This window comes from Streptomyces sp. ISL-99, assembly GCF_018614005.1.
Lineage (GTDB): Bacteria > Actinomycetota > Actinomycetes > Streptomycetales > Streptomycetaceae > Streptomyces > Streptomyces flavidovirens.
The window spans coordinates 1-13415 of the sequence record NZ_JAGGPC010000056.1; the positions used below are offsets into that span (position 1 = coordinate 1).

A 13415-nucleotide genomic window follows, 5' to 3' on the forward strand; every position below is an offset into this window, starting at 1 on the left:
GGAACTTCTTCTCGCGCGCGTAGCGGTTCACCAGACTCGTCATCGCCGCGCGGAAGCCCTCTTCGTGCGTACCGCCCTCGTGCGTGTGGATCGTGTTCGCGAAGGAGTACACGCTGTCGGAGAACTGGGTGTTCCACTGCATCGCGACTTCTACCGACAGCAGGCGCGCGGTGTCCTCCGCCTCCAGCGAGATGATCGACGGGTGGACGGGTTCGCCCTTGCGCGCGTTCAGGTACTTCACGAAGTCGACGATGCCGCCCTCGTAGTGGTACTTCACCGTCCGCGCGGCCGGTTCCACCGCGTCGGCGTTCGGGTCGTCCGCGCCAGCGGTGGCCTTCGCGGACTCGCGCTCGTCCGTCAGTGACAGGGTGAGGCCCTTGTTGAGGAAGGCCATCTCCTGGAAGCGGCGCGAGAGCGTCTCGAAGGAGTACTCGGTGGTCTCGAAGATGTCGCCGTCGGCCCAGAACGCCAACGAGGTACCCGTCTCGGTGACCTCCTCGTGCTGCTTGAGCGCGGTGATCGGCACACCCTTCTCGTAGTCCTGGCTCCAGCGGTGCCCCCCGTAGCGCACCTCCGCCTCCACCCGCGTCGACAGCGCGTTGACCACCGACATGCCCACGCCGTGCAGACCGCCGGAGACGGCGTAGCCGCCACCGCCGAACTTGCCGCCCGCGTGAAGCACCGTCAGCACGACCTCCAGCGCCGGCTTGCCCTGAGAGGGGACGATGTCGACCGGGATACCTCGGCCGTTGTCGACAACTTGGATGCCGCCGTCGGCGAGGATCGTCACGTCGATGCGGTCTGCGTGCCCGGCCAGTGCCTCGTCGACGGAGTTGTCGACGATCTCGTAGACCAGGTGGTGCAGGCCCCGCTCGCCGGTCGAACCGATGTACATGCCGGGCCGCTTGCGGACAGCTTCCAAGCCCTCCAGGACCTGGATGTCACCAGCGGTGTAGGACGCGTCCCCCACATTGCCCGTGGTGGGCGCAGATGAGGCGACGTCGGCCGGAAGATCGGAGGGAATGCCGGGATCGGTCACAGGGGCGCTCTCTTTTCTGGCACGACAAACCGCGCTCCCACCCAGTGGGGCGGGAGCGGCATGACGGGGTCGGTGCAGGGCCCCGCCGACCGGCCAGGCCCTGTTCCGCAAGGTTCACCATAGAACCGAGAATCAGGTTTAGCATACCCGACACGAGCGCTACATATAGGCACGCAAGTCCTCTACGTGACTCCGTGGCGACCAATTAGAGACACGGGCGATCCCCCCTACGCGTGGGGCATTGAAGTGGCTCAGGTCGCCGTGTAGGGATTTTCCCGTCTGGTGTCGCGGTCCGCTGAAAAATGGGACCCGGGCACAGCCCGGAATTGCTCCGTAGGGCCCCTCGAAGCCACCTACGGAGACATGAGACATCCACCTCAAGGTCATCTACCCGCCGTCCTGCCTGGAGGCGCCCACAGCGCTTTCCCGCCGATTCGTGGGCCGGGGCGTGAAGGACACCGAGCACGTCGCGGTGGCGGTAAAGGAAGGTGTGATCGACACCGGCGGCGCGGGCGATGATCGAGCTTTCTCAGCCACCTTTGGCGCGTACCTCTCATACCCCAACGAGGCTGCTGAACGGCCCAGACCATGGCCTGCCTGTCAGCACTGCTGACGCCGGTTTCCTGGGCCATTACTACTCAGACCTCACCTTCGCCTCCCACCCTCGGGCGACCACCGCCTCACCATGCCGGGCTCAGCCCGGACCCGTGGGCGCACTCCACCACCACGACGGCCGCTGTCGTCCAGCAGGACGGCAGGATCCTCGCCGACGCCCCCGACTCCCCGTCCCTGACCGTCCTGCGCGACTGGCTCCACCAGTGGAAAGAGGCCGGGCGCCCCGCCCCCGCCATCTACACCCCCGCCCTGGGTCCGCGCCGGCGACGGCTGGGACCCACGGCTCTCCCGGCAGCCCCGCCACCCCTCACGCACGTTGCCCGGGACGCTTCAGCGTCCCGGGCAACGTCGTCACCACGGCTCCGGCCAGGCCCGGAGCCCGAGCGTCACGCCGGGGCTGCGGCTGCCTCACCTGCGGGGTCTGCGGGCCGGGCACCGTCGCCTGGAATGTCAGGTCCAGGTCGAGGTGGCTGTTCATGTCCAGCTCGAACCGGCCGTACGGATTGACGTGTGTCCAGAGCAGCGGGGACAGCGCCCTGCGATCCGCGGCGGTGAGCTTGTCCGCCCACTTCGGATCGGCCAGGACCTCCTGCATCAGCAGCGCGTTGACGTGCACCAGTGCCGACTGGGGCAGGTGCAGCGCGAGCATGCTGACTTCCTGGGATACCTTGTCCGCACGGCCCGGCCCAGCTCCTCGATCGCCCGGTACGTCGGGTGCTTCGGGCCGCCGCGGATTAGCCGGCGCAGGACCTGCTCGGCCTCGGCGGTGCCCAGGCGCAGGGCTGTGGTGTACTTCACGATCTGGTCGTACTGCTCTGGGCGATCAGCTCCCAGTCGATCGTCTTGGTGGAGAGGACCGGGCCCAGGTTCGGCCAGTTGTCGTCCTCCCCAGCCGCCGGCCGGTACAGCTTCGCGGAGCCGATGTTCTTCAGCCTCGGCATCAGCTTGAAGTCGAGCATGTGCGCGAAGGCGAACCCGACAATGGAGGCTCCGTGCGTATCGGTGTACTGCTGGCCCACCTCCATGTCGGTGCAGTGCCGCAGCACGCCCTCGATCATCGAGGCGACCTCGGAGGCCGAACAGGACTTGAGCTGGGAGTAGATACGGACCGACTTCCGCTCGACGTGCCAGTAGATCATCACGCCGGGCCCGCGGTAGCGCTGGTGCCACTCGGTCATCAGGTTCGAGGACCAGGCGGCCGAACTTGCGGCTGTCGGAGGCGCACGCGGTGCCGGTGCCCCACCACATCTCATCCCGGACGGCAAAAGTGGCGTTCACCAGCTTCCGCAAGGCCGCGCGCATATTGGCCCGGTTGACGAACAAGTGCCGCACCCGCCGCAGCGTCGCCTCGCTCTCGCCGTGCTTGCCGGTCACCGCGACCCGCTTGATCCCCATGTTCGTGCCCAGCCCGAACAGCACCAGCAGCAGCCGCGCCGCAGCACATCCTTCGACAGCATCTCTCGGGTGGCCACCGAGGTGAACTTGGCGATGAAGTCCGTGTCGAACTCGGCGTACTTCAGGATGTCCAGCAGGTCGATGGTGCCTTCTCTGAACTACGCGCGGCAGCCTAATCCGGGGCCGAAGGGGGTGTCTTGACCTCCTCCGTGCGGACGGTGATCTGGCCGAACGTCGGCATGCCGAGGCTGACGGCACTGGATCGACGTGCTGCTTCGCTGTCGAGCTGAACCAGCTTGTCCTCGGCGCCGGCAAGGCTGACATGCAGCCCGTCGACCTCACCCAGCCAGCCCTCCCGCTCGGCCTCGGCGATCCGCGCGATGAGGTTGTCCCGGATCTCGGCGAGCCGTGCCCGCTGTTCCGGCTCGGGCCGCAGCATCGAGCACCGGATGCAGGCATGCTCGTGAACACACTGCGTGCCGAAGGCACGGGCGCATGTACCGACGGAGAGCTTGCGCTTCTCTCGAAGTGGGCCAGGAAGGCATCCCACTCTTCGCTCGTGGGCGTGCGGTATTCCTCGCTCGGCCGCAGTGCCCGGCGGCGGGCGATGAACGCCCGGTGAGCCTCGATCGCCTCGGTCGGATAGACCGCCTTGTAGTTCATCGTGGTGGAGATGGTCTTGTGGCCGCAGATGACCTGCGCGATATGCGGCGGCAGGCCGCTCATGATGGCGTCGGTGACGAAGATTCTGCGGAAGTCGTGCGGCTGGTAGCGCAACGGCTCGCCCGTGACGTTGGCCAGGCCGGAGGCCGGCAGGGTCTCGTCCAGTGCCTTGCGGATCGTGGACACCGGCACCGGCCGATTCTGACCGCCCCAGCGCCACTGGAACAGCAGCGGCAACGGCGGGTTCCACGCGCGCTCGTTGGGGTCGTAAGCACGGACCGGGGGAATCGCGCCGGAGGCGTCGTGAACTCGGCAGACCATCGCGCTGAGCACATCGGCGAGCTCCGGGCTCACCAGGAGAAGGGGTTCCTCGTCGGTCTTGGAGGGGGCGATTTGCAGGAGCGGGACGACCTCGCCGGTGGTCGGCAGTCTGTACTGGGTGATGCTGTGGTGGCTCGCCTCCAGCATCTCCTCGATGCGGACTCCGGTGTGGCGGAGGAATTCCACGGTCGCCCAGGCCCAGAAGGCGCGCTGCTCGGCCGGGCCCAGGCAGTGCCGCCGGCCGTTCGCGTCGTAGGCGGTGGCTGATGCCGTGTGGTCGGTGTAGCGGTTGCCCTTCGCCTTGGTGTAGATCTCGCCCAGCACGGTGAACGAGGTTCCCGGTGCCGCCGTGCGGACGGCGGCGAGCCGGGCCTGGGCCTTCTTGAGCTCGTCGGCCGCGGTCTTGACCAGGGTGGGAAGGCCTGGAATCCGCTCCCGGGCCCGCTGATCCATGCGAGCTTTGCGCCGGGTGACGTGCTTCCGCTGGGAGATCTCGACTTCCTTCACCGGACACGGGGCAACCCACGGGCCCCAACGGCCCGGCTCTTCCAGAGCCCACTGAGCCAGGTCCAGGTACAAGGCCCGCAATGCCGTCAGCAGGTTGATGGAGTTCGTTCGAGGGCTCGTGACCTCGACGGAAGTGCCGTCGGGCAACGTTCCTTCCAGGCCGCAGCGACCTCGGGGGCCAGGCGGAGAGAACCGATGCCGGGGTGGTGACGCTCCAGGTCCGCCCAGAAGTGCCGGGCGAGCGTGCGGGAAAGGTCTTCGAGAGAGTTGTAGTCGAGCGAAGGTTGACGCTCGGCCAAGTAGTCCACGATCAGGTCGCGGACGGGGCGGCACCGCAGCTGGTAGCGGTCCACAAGTTCGGCGACGCTGACCTGACCGGAGTGCCTGCTGACGTCGCGCACGGTGGTGGGCGCCTCGGAGGGGAAGTTCCCGAGTTCCCTCAGCCAGTTGTAGAACAGCGACCGCCCGGAGCCGGCGTGAACGTAGACGCGTGCCTCGGTCTCCCGCAGTTCCAGGCAGTCGCCGAACGGTGATGTTGCGGACCCCGCCGCCCTTGGCCACCACCAGCATCGCGATCTGGTAGCGGGCGTTGAACCCGAGGTTCGTCGACCACAGTTCCGGCGCCGAGAGGGCGGCGAGCGCGGCGAAGCCCTCCGGGTCACGACGCTCAGCGACCAGCTGCCGCAGGTTCAGGGACTGGCGCGTCATCAGCCACTCCAGGCTGGGACGGATCACATCAGCGCAGACCAACGCGAGGGCACCAGAGGAAAGTTCGGGCCGATCGACCCGTCCGTAGCGGCCGTCGCTGATTGCCCCCATCAGGTGGTCGAGCCGGGCCCGCCGCTGATCATCGGAGCCGGAGTTCCGTCACCGCTGCTGCCAGGTGTCACCCGGAAACTCCTCCAGCCAGCGCAGGATCGTCTGGGCCCCGCGGCCCCGGATGTAGCGCGTGTGCCTGTTCACGTTTGCCGAGAACCCCGCCACAGGTGCTCTTTGACCTGGGCCCTTGTCCTCGGCGGTTGCCGGCCAGGTGTCAGGGACCGATCTCGCGGGAAATGCGGACCGAAGGGACCTCTGGGCGGAACCGTGCAACGGAGCTGAGGACCGCTGTCCCGAGCGCTCGGCCGTGGGCATCGTCGTGGTCATGGCCGCCGCCCGAACAGCACGTCCAGGCTCGCCGAGTCGTAGCCGGGAGCCGGAGCCGGCGGCAGGACCGGCTGACGGGCTCGGCGGGCGTGGTGGGCCAGCACGCTCTCGATCACCTCGTCCTGGCTGGCGGCGAGGTAAATTTCCGTGGTGGACAGATGGGCATGGCCGAGGACCCACTTCACGTCCGTCAGCGGCATCTGCGGGTCGCGCGCCATGCGGTAGACGGCCGTGTGCCGCAGGTCGTGCAGGGTCCAGTTCGACCCCAGCAGGTCGTTCGCCCGGTCGAACATCGCTCTGGCCGCATGGTAGTTCAGTGGCCGCCACGGCCGACGAAGCGTCCACCACAGTGGCAGCTGGCGTCCCCGCAGGGCGCCCTGCCGTCGGGCGTCCTCCTGATAGAGCCGCAGCCACACGAATGTGTCCGGCGACGCCGGCAGCGGCTGGCTCTCCCGCGTCCCCTTGCGGACGCGGGAGATCAGCTGCTGGCCCGGGTCGGCGTCCAACTGGCGGCTGGTGAGAAGCTCGTCAGCCCGGGCGCCGGTGGACACCCAGGCCGCGAGCAAGGCTCGGTCGCGGTTGTACTTCAACGCGGCGAACAGCGCATTGAACATCTCGTCCGGGATGCGTCGCGGGAGCTGCTTGGGAACTCGCGGCCGGTAGCGGCCCTGCCGCTCGTGTCGGAACGGTTCCATCGGGTTGTGGTGGGCGTTGGCCCGGCCTCGCCGGAAGCGGTCGAGCGGGAACGGGTTGATGATCGGCCCGGTGCCCTCTTCGAGGTGACATTCGTAGAAGGACCGCAGCACAGTTTTTATCTATAGGTGTTGTAGGGCGTGAGGCACGTGCGAAGCGCGTGCCCAACTCTAGGTCACTGAAAGGTATCTGATAGGTGACTGTCACATCTGTTACGTTCATCGGCATGCGGGCATTCAAGGCCGAACATGCCGTGTCCCCCGGCGACGAGTCAGTGGCATGGGTGGTCGTCTCCGACTCCTACGAGCTCCATCAGGAGGCGTCGGCGTACTTGGCGTCGCTGCGGGCACGGGACTGCTCGCCGAACACGGAGCGGGTGTACGCGGGCAGGGTCGCTCTGTACCTCTCGTACTGCGCCGCGAACGGATTGGACTGGACTGCGCCAGGGTTCGTCGCGCTGACGCGGTTCCTGCACAGGCTGGTGAAGGAGCCGCTGCCGCCCCGGGGTCCGCGGTCCAGTGCGACGCCGCGCTACCGGGACAAGGCCACGGCGAACCAGATCCTGACGACGGTGGGCGAGTTCCTGAGGTTCTGCGTCCCGTTTGGCTGGGTGGCGACGGCGACGGCGTCGATGCTGTCCGAGACCAAGTACTTGTCGTTTCTGCCGCCCGGCTACAGCCCTGGCGAGGACGGGCAGTTCCGCTCGGTAGAGGCCAAGACCATCAAGTTCCGGGTGGCGTTGCCGGGCTACGAGTGGTTGAGCGATGAGCAGTTCGCGCAGTTGCTCGCGCTGACCGTCCGGGCACGGGACCGGTTCCTGGTCTATCTGCTGGGGGCGACGGGGATGCGGATCGGGGAGGCCCTGGGACTGCACCGCCAGGACATGCACCTGCTGCCGGACTCATCAGGGCTGGGCTGCCAGGTGTCCGGCGGGCACGTGCACGTGTGGCGGCGGATGAACAGCAACGGAGCGCTGGCGAAGGCCCGCAGCCCGCGGTGGATCCCGGTCGATTCGGATGTGGCGGGCCTTTATGCCGCGTACGTCTACGAGCGGGACCAGGTCCCGCAGGCCGCCGAGAGCGAAATGGTGTTCGTCAACCTCTTCCGGGCCCCGCTGGGGCAGCCGATGAAGTACCCCAACGTCAAGGACCTGTTCGACCGGCTGGCCGTCAAAGCCGGCTTCGCCGCCCGCCCGCACCTACAGGTGCCGCACCCCCCAGTGTCTGCGGGTGAATGTCACAGCCAGCATGAGGTGCAGGAGTTGCGAGAAGGCCCTCGAACGCGGAGTGCTGAGCGCGGAGGAGTGACGCCACCTACATCCCTACTACGAGGCTCCAGGCTTACAAGGCACCTGCCCGATGCGCGGCCGGCCCGCAGGACGGCCGATGCCGGCGACGCGTCTCGGTGCGCGGCCTGTGCAGAGCCCACTACAGCTTGTGGGTCGCGGTGTTCAAGCGGCGGGGGCTGGAGGACTCCGAGGAGAACCTGGCCGCATGGGCGGCCACGATGCCCGGCTACGAGCCGCTGCCACCGTGCTTGGTGCTCGGGTGTTCGCCGGAGTCCGCGGTCCGTGCACGTCTGTGCCCGACGCACTACTACCGTTGGCAGGCCAGGGGTGAGGAAGCGCGGGGCTCGGTCGAGAGCTGGGCGAGTCGTCAGGCTCCCTACCTGAGCGGCAACCAGATCTCCCTGGCCCCGTTGGCCCCGGTGACGCGGCTCGAAGTGCTGTTCGCTCTGCAGCAGCGGGACACAGTCGACAGGAAGCTGGATCCTCGGGCCACCCGGTCGATCGTGTCGCAGCTCGTCGACCTGCCCAGCCTTGTCCTGGCCCCGCCGGAGAGCGTCGCCCGGCAGTCTTTCGGCCGAACCACCAGTGTCAGCGCCCATGCCCAGGAGATGCTTCGTCATCTGCGGGTGGCTTTCGATGACTTCAACGGCATCGACGCCACGCAGCGGGTTGTGTGGGACCTGCCGGCTCTCGGGATCGGCTCGGCTACCGGTGTCCGGCCGCGCCGCCACGCAGGGACGGCGGACTTCACCGAGATCCGGCAGCCGTGGCTGCAAGCGGTCGTGATGCAGTGGGCCCGCAGCAGCAATCCCACCGGCGGCAAGCTGTCCACGAGAATGGCCGCCTGCCTCGTCGCCTCCCGGGCCCTGGCGCTGCGGCCGGGCGGCGGCATGGACCCCGGAGTCCTGGGATTCGCGGACATGACGGCCGTCGTCGCCGCCTTCCGTACCCTGCTCAGGAAGGACGGCCGTCCTTACAGCGAGAAACACCGGCACACCGCACTGTCGAACTTCTGGCAGATCCTGGAGTTCGGCAGGTTCGCCGGGATGCTGGACACCCTTCCGGGCCTCTTCGGCCGCCATCCCGCGCACCGGATCGCGTTGCCCGAGCCGAACGAGGACGAGATCGGCAAAGCCGTACCCGAGTCGGTCATCGCCCAACTCGACGGCTTGCAAAACACGTTGGGCGATAGCCTCTCCCATGGTTCGATGCCTTCTGAAGAGGTCAAGGAGATGTGCCGCACCCTCTACGCGGTCATGCGGGACACCGGGCCGGCGCCCCAACGAGGTCGTCACCTTGAAGGTGGGATGCCTGGAGCGGGTCGACGGCCACTACAACCTGATCTGGGACAACAACAAGGGCAAGCGACTGCGGCGACGCCTGCCCATCGACATCGAATCCGCGGAGATCATCCAGCGGTGGGAACGCCGCCGGGCGGCACTGGCCGACTTCGAGCACGGTGACGGCTACCTGTTTCCCGCTGCCACGGAGCGCAAGGAGACGGGGCATCTTGGAGCGGACTTCCCCTCCCGCATGCTTCGGGTTCGGGTGGACGCCCTGCCGCAACTGGACTCCGAGATCCCCGGCGAAGACGGCCAGCCGCTGCCGTTCGACCGGTCCCTGATCTTCCCTTACGCCTTCCGGCACGCGTTCGCCCAGCGCTGTGCGGACGCCGGTATCGCCCTGGACATCCTCAAGGATTTTATGGATCACAAGGACCCAAAAACGACGATTGGGTATTACAAGGTCTCGCTCAAGCGGAAGCGGGCAGCGGTCGAGGTGGTGCGCAAGCACACCCTGGACCGTGGCGGACGCCCGGCGCCGATGCCCTCCAACGCCGCCTACGAGCGCAGTTCCGTGGCGGCGCCGTTCGGCGGCTGCGTCGAGCCCAGCAACGTCAAGGCCGGCGGGAAGGCATGCCCGCTCCGCTTCCGTTGCGCGGGCTGCGACTTCTACCGGCCCGACCCGTCCTACCTGCCCGTCATCGAGGACCACATTCGCACCATGAAGGCTGAACGCGAGACCGCGCAGGCACTGGACGCCGCGGAGTGGGTGATCCGGAACATGAACGAGGAGATCGACGCCTACAGGCGCGTCGCCGACAACATGAAGAGGAAGATCGAGGATCTGACCGCTGAGGAGCGGACCGAAGTTGAAGAGGCGAGCAAGATCCTGCGCAAGACCCGCGCCTCGAACGGCCGCACCCTGCTCCCGCTGACCGTCCTCCAGCAGCCGGGCGGTGACCAGTGAGCGGCAAGCGTGTCCCCGCCGAGGTCCTCAAGGCAGCCCGTCTCCGCGACAGCCAGACCAAGCGGACCAAAGTCCTGGCGGTACTGCACGACATGGTCGCCCGCGGCGAGCCCGTCACCTTCCCGGCCGTCGCCAAGACCGCCGGGGTGTCCAACTGGCTGGTCTACGCTTAGGGCGTCCGTGAGCACATCGACGCCGCCCGCGCTCGGCAGGCCATGCACCCGCCGAAGGCCAGCACAGGGGCTTCCGTCAGCTCGGCGGGCTTGAAGACCGATCTGGCGCTGGCTCGCCAGGAGATCACCGCACTGCGGGAGGAGCGGGACAAGCTCAAGGACGCCGTGCGACGACAGCTGGGGCAGCAACTCGACCAGGTCGGCACGGGCGAGCTGATGGCACGCATCGACGAGCTCAGCCGCCAGAACGCCGAGCTGACCGCCGAGAGAGACGCGCTGACGCGGGGCAAGGCCGAGTGGGAGGAGAAGCTTGCCGAGGCGGAGGAGGACCGGGACGCGGCTCGCGCGAGCCTGCGCAGGATGATGCGCAGGGAGAACACCAACCCGGATGCCCCCGAAGCCGGATGAGCCCTGTCATCGGGCGGAGCCGGTTCCCGCCGCCGAGTGGGAACACCCTCGCAGAGCACCTCGTCACAATTTCTCTGAGCTGCGGTGATGTCCCACAAACCGGAGCCGGTGGCGGTCGACCGGCCTGGCTCACGGCCCGGAATCACGGTTGCCGACCAGATCACTCCGTCACGGGCAGGCACTCGGCGAGCAGGTCGATGACGTCGTGCCAGGCGCGCTGCGCGTGCTGTGGGTGGTAGCCGACGCCGGGGACCACGGGGTGGTCGACCGGCGGGTGGTGGAAGGCGTGCAAGGCGCCGCCGTAGACCGCGAGGCGCCAGTCGACGCCCGCGGCCTGCATCTCGGCGGTGAACGCGTCCCGTTGCGCGGGCGGCATGATCGGGTCTTCCGACCCGACCCCGGCCCACACCGGGCAGCGAATGCGCGCCGCCTCGCCCGGTCGGCCCGTGGTAGTCGCGTTGACTGTCCCGATCGCGCGCAGGTTGACGCCATCGCGCCCGAGTTCCAGCCCGACGGCGCCCCCGGTGCCGTAGCCGACGGCGGCGATCCGGTCGGGGTCGGTCCGCGGTTCGGCGCGCAACACGTCGAGCGCCGCATGGCCGATGCCCCGCATCCGGTCGGGGTCGGCGAGCAGCGGCATGCAACGGGCCAGCATCTCCTCGGGGTCACCCAAATAGCGCCCGCCGTGAAGGTCGAAGGCCAGCGCTACGTATCCCAGCTCGGCGAGCGCATCGGCCCGGCGGCGCTCGACGTCGCTGAGCCCCATGCCCTCTGGTCCGAGCAGCACCGCGGGACGGCGGTCGACACCGGCCGGGAGCGCGAGGTGCCCGATCATCGTCAGACCGTCGGCCGGGTACTCGACCGTGCGCGTTGTAACCGTCGTCATGACACTGGACTGTAGTGATCGTCGAGCCCGGTCGGGCCGGTGTTCACCGCTGGCAGAACAGCGCGGGTGTGCCTCTGAAATGCGGCGATGGCTCACAAGATGCGTCACAAACCCCGTCCCCCGCGGGGGCACCGACGCTCAGCAACATGCCTAACTTCCCTTAACAAGCAACAGGGGCCTGAGCTGCATCAAGACTTGACAGCACTAGATAACAGTTTCGCTGTGCGCGCGGGTGGTCGGTGCGTACTTCTTGCCAGGCGTCGGCTTGCCCGTCACCGGGTTCGGCGCCCCCGGCTCAGTCCGCTTCGCTCCGCCTCGGCCTGGGGACGGTCACGCCCTGGCGCTGGTGCCGCCAGCGGACGCGGACCGGCTTGTCTGTGAGTTGCAGCCAGCGGGAGAAGTCCCGGGCGTCACTGCGGGTCGCCGCCCGATTCCAGGCGACGTCGACCGCCCACAGGAACCTGTACCACCTGAGTAGATCCATGCCGTACGACCGCACCGCGGTCACCGACCTGCTGGCCGCCTGCAACTCAGCGAAGAACGCCGCTACCGGCACGACCGGCAGACCAGCCGGATCGAGTAGCCGGTAGGGCTCCTGCGGTTCGTCGGTCTCGACTAATCGACCTGCTTCGGGCAGCAGGAAACGTGTCAGATCCCGCCCGGGATCGTTCAGATCAAGAGTTAGTTCAGTCAATGGGCCCCAGCGCCGCTCGATCTCGCCCTTGACCGCCACCGGGGACTCGGGCGCCTCCTGCTTGCCTCGCGGGGACACCCTGATCCACGGCTCGCCGTGCTTCCTGACGATCGTCACCCCGCCCGTCGTGCCCTCCTCCAGCCGCCTGCTCGAAGCGGTCCAGCGATGTCCGGAGGTTGCCGTGGAGAGCGGCGATGAACTCGCCGGCGTCCTGTGGCTGGCCCAGCGCGGCGTAGTACACGTCCCGGTTGTCCTCGAAGTCCGCCGGCAAGTCGTCTCCCGGGTTACGCCACCGGTTCGCCCCCACCACCCAGATCTCCCGGCGCCGCACCGCGTCCCGAAGCGCCACCAGCACGCACAGCTCGTACGGGACGCGCTCGACACGCCCCTTGTCGTCCACCACCGCCGCCCCGCCAGTGGCACGCGCTCCGCCAGGTCAAAGAACGCGCCCTCCTTCAGCGGCTGGTCCAGGTAGCGCTGGAGCAGGTCGATCGCGTCCATCACCAGCTGGTAGGAGGTGTTGTTGCACTTCAGCTCCAGCGCGCCCAACAGCGGCGAGAGTATTCGGCGCCAGTGCGCCGAATACGACGACCGCAGCACCGTGCAGACCCGGGCCTTGTAGCGGGCCTCGTTCGCCGCGGCGGCCTCCGCGACGCGCAGCAGCATGCCCTCCATGCCCCGGACCTTCTTAGACCGTGTCCTACATGGCGAGTTGGTCGTTGGACCTGGCATGGGGAGTGGGCGGTGGGGATGGATTGTTCCGGACGGTTTGTGGGAGCTTGCGGAACCGTTGTTGCCGGCTGCGCGAGTGCGTCCGCAGGGTGGCGGGGTTGTGAACATCGATGACGAGGCGGTCTTCGCCGCGATCATCTACGTGCTGGTCAGCGGCTGTGCCTGGCGGGCCTTGCCTCCGTGCTTCGGAGCGTCGAAGTCGACCGTGCACCGCCGGTTTGTCATCTGGTCGCGGGCGGGAGTCTGGGGCAGGCTGCACCAGAAGGTTCTCCAGCTCCTGGACGAGCGGAACTTGGTCGACCTGTCCCGCGCGGTTCTCGACTCTGCTCATGTGCGGGCTAAAAGGGGGGCGAACTTGCAGGTGCGAGCCCCGTGGAGCGGGGTAAGCCCGGTTCCAAGATGCATGTCCTGTCCGACGCGTACGGACTGCCCCTACGCGTCGGACCCTCCGCAGCCAACACCCACGACAGCCAGGCGCTGAAGCCGATGCTGTCCCACTTCCACATGGGACACGAATCCCACGCAGCCGACTCCAAGCCCCAACGCCTCCACGCAGACAAGGCATACGACATCCCTCACCTGCGAAATGGTTACGAGGCAAACGC

General features: G+C 67.9%; 12 protein-coding genes and 4 pseudogenes. 6 read left to right on the top strand and 10 right to left on the bottom strand.

Annotated features, from left to right (window positions below; all coding sequences use genetic code 11):
• The 6 genes and pseudogenes from J7E91_RS29320 to J7E91_RS36315 all read right to left on the bottom strand — a co-directional run.
• Window positions 1–1039 (bottom strand): ATP-binding protein (locus J7E91_RS29320; protein ID WP_308377478.1); only part of this gene is annotated, 1039 nt, incomplete at its 3' end.
• A 922-nt stretch (window positions 1040–1961) separates the two neighbouring features.
• Window positions 1962–2452: pseudogene (locus J7E91_RS36300) on the bottom strand (Tn3 family transposase).
• A complete protein-coding gene (locus J7E91_RS29335) occupies window positions 2449–2832 on the bottom strand; it encodes a Tn3 family transposase (protein WP_214909705.1) in 384 nt (127 codons plus the stop codon). Before J7E91_RS29335 ends, J7E91_RS36300 begins: the two are co-directional and overlap by 4 nt.
• Before the next feature lie 79 nt (window positions 2833–2911).
• Window positions 2912–3049 (bottom strand): annotated as a pseudogene (locus tag J7E91_RS36305) (hypothetical protein); the annotation flags it as partial.
• Window positions 3050–3221: 172 nt separating this feature from the next.
• Window positions 3222–3488 carry a hypothetical protein gene (locus J7E91_RS36310; protein WP_251016432.1) on the bottom strand — a complete coding sequence of 89 codons (267 nt, stop codon included), beginning with the start codon at window positions 3486–3488 and terminating at the stop codon, window positions 3222–3224.
• Between the two features lie 263 nt (window positions 3489–3751).
• Window positions 3752–4180 (bottom strand): annotated as a pseudogene (locus J7E91_RS36315) (site-specific integrase); the annotation flags it as partial.
• Between J7E91_RS36315 and J7E91_RS36320 the strand changes: the two are divergent.
• Entirely contained in the window at window positions 4131–4289 is a 159-nt protein-coding gene (locus J7E91_RS36320) for a hypothetical protein (RefSeq protein ID WP_251016433.1), read from the top strand. The pseudogene J7E91_RS36315 and the gene J7E91_RS36320 sit on opposite strands and share 50 nt — an antisense overlap.
• Before the next feature lie 337 nt (window positions 4290–4626).
• On the opposite strand, the gene J7E91_RS36325 is transcribed toward J7E91_RS36320, so the two are convergent.
• Window positions 4627–4941: a hypothetical protein gene (locus tag J7E91_RS36325; RefSeq protein WP_251016434.1), complete on the bottom strand. Its 315-nt coding sequence runs from the start codon at window positions 4939–4941 to the stop codon at window positions 4627–4629.
• Window positions 4942–5682: 741 nt separating this feature from the next.
• Window positions 5683–6492, bottom strand: coding sequence for a site-specific integrase (locus tag J7E91_RS29345; RefSeq protein WP_308377482.1), 810 nt, complete (start codon window positions 6490–6492; stop codon window positions 5683–5685).
• 113 nt (window positions 6493–6605) lie between these two features.
• On the opposite strand from J7E91_RS29345, the gene J7E91_RS29350 reads away from it, so the two are divergent.
• From J7E91_RS29350 to J7E91_RS36335, 4 genes are all read left to right on the top strand, one after another.
• Window positions 6606–8051: a tyrosine-type recombinase/integrase gene (locus J7E91_RS29350; protein ID WP_214909706.1), complete on the top strand. Its 1446-nt coding sequence runs from the start codon at window positions 6606–6608 to the stop codon at window positions 8049–8051.
• Window positions 8052–8867: 816 nt separating this feature from the next.
• A complete protein-coding gene (locus J7E91_RS29355; RefSeq protein WP_251016435.1) occupies window positions 8868–9917 on the top strand; it encodes a site-specific integrase in 1050 nt (349 codons plus the stop codon).
• On the top strand, window positions 9914–10090 hold the full coding sequence (locus tag J7E91_RS36330; RefSeq protein ID WP_251016436.1) for a hypothetical protein: 177 nt from the start codon (window positions 9914–9916) through the stop codon (window positions 10088–10090). Before J7E91_RS29355 ends, J7E91_RS36330 begins: the two co-directional genes overlap by 4 nt.
• 90 nt (window positions 10091–10180) lie before the next feature.
• A complete protein-coding gene (locus J7E91_RS36335) occupies window positions 10181–10498 on the top strand; it encodes a hypothetical protein (protein WP_251016437.1) in 318 nt (105 codons plus the stop codon).
• Window positions 10499–10658: 160 nt separating this feature from the next.
• On the opposite strand, the gene J7E91_RS29365 is transcribed toward J7E91_RS36335, so the two are convergent.
• Complete coding sequence (locus tag J7E91_RS29365; protein ID WP_214909708.1) at window positions 10659–11384, bottom strand: dienelactone hydrolase family protein; 726 nt, start codon at window positions 11382–11384, stop codon at window positions 10659–10661.
• Between the two features lie 295 nt (window positions 11385–11679).
• Window positions 11680–12753 (bottom strand): hypothetical protein, encoded by a 1074-nt coding sequence (locus J7E91_RS36340; protein ID WP_251016438.1) that lies wholly within the window; start codon window positions 12751–12753, stop codon window positions 11680–11682.
• Window positions 12754–12808: 55 nt separating this feature from the next.
• On the opposite strand from J7E91_RS36340, the pseudogene J7E91_RS29375 reads away from it, so the two are divergent.
• Window positions 12809–13415: pseudogene (locus J7E91_RS29375) on the top strand (IS5 family transposase); the annotation flags it as partial.

Coding starts and splice junctions, on each gene's coding strand:
- J7E91_RS29335 (WP_214909705.1), bottom strand. CDS start 2,832: ATGACCGAGTGGCACCAGCGCTACCGCGGGCCCGGCGTGATGATCTAC.
- J7E91_RS36310 (WP_251016432.1), bottom strand. CDS start 3,488: ATGCTGCGGCCCGAGCCGGAACAGCGGGCACGGCTCGCCGAGATCCGG.
- J7E91_RS29350 (WP_214909706.1), top strand. CDS start 6,606: ATGCGGGCATTCAAGGCCGAACATGCCGTGTCCCCCGGCGACGAGTCA.
- J7E91_RS29355 (WP_251016435.1), top strand. CDS start 8,868: ATGGTTCGATGCCTTCTGAAGAGGTCAAGGAGATGTGCCGCACCCTCT.
- J7E91_RS29365 (WP_214909708.1), bottom strand. CDS start 11,384: ATGACGACGGTTACAACGCGCACGGTCGAGTACCCGGCCGACGGTCTG.
- J7E91_RS36340 (WP_251016438.1), bottom strand. CDS start 12,753: ATGGAGGGCATGCTGCTGCGCGTCGCGGAGGCCGCCGCGGCGAACGAG.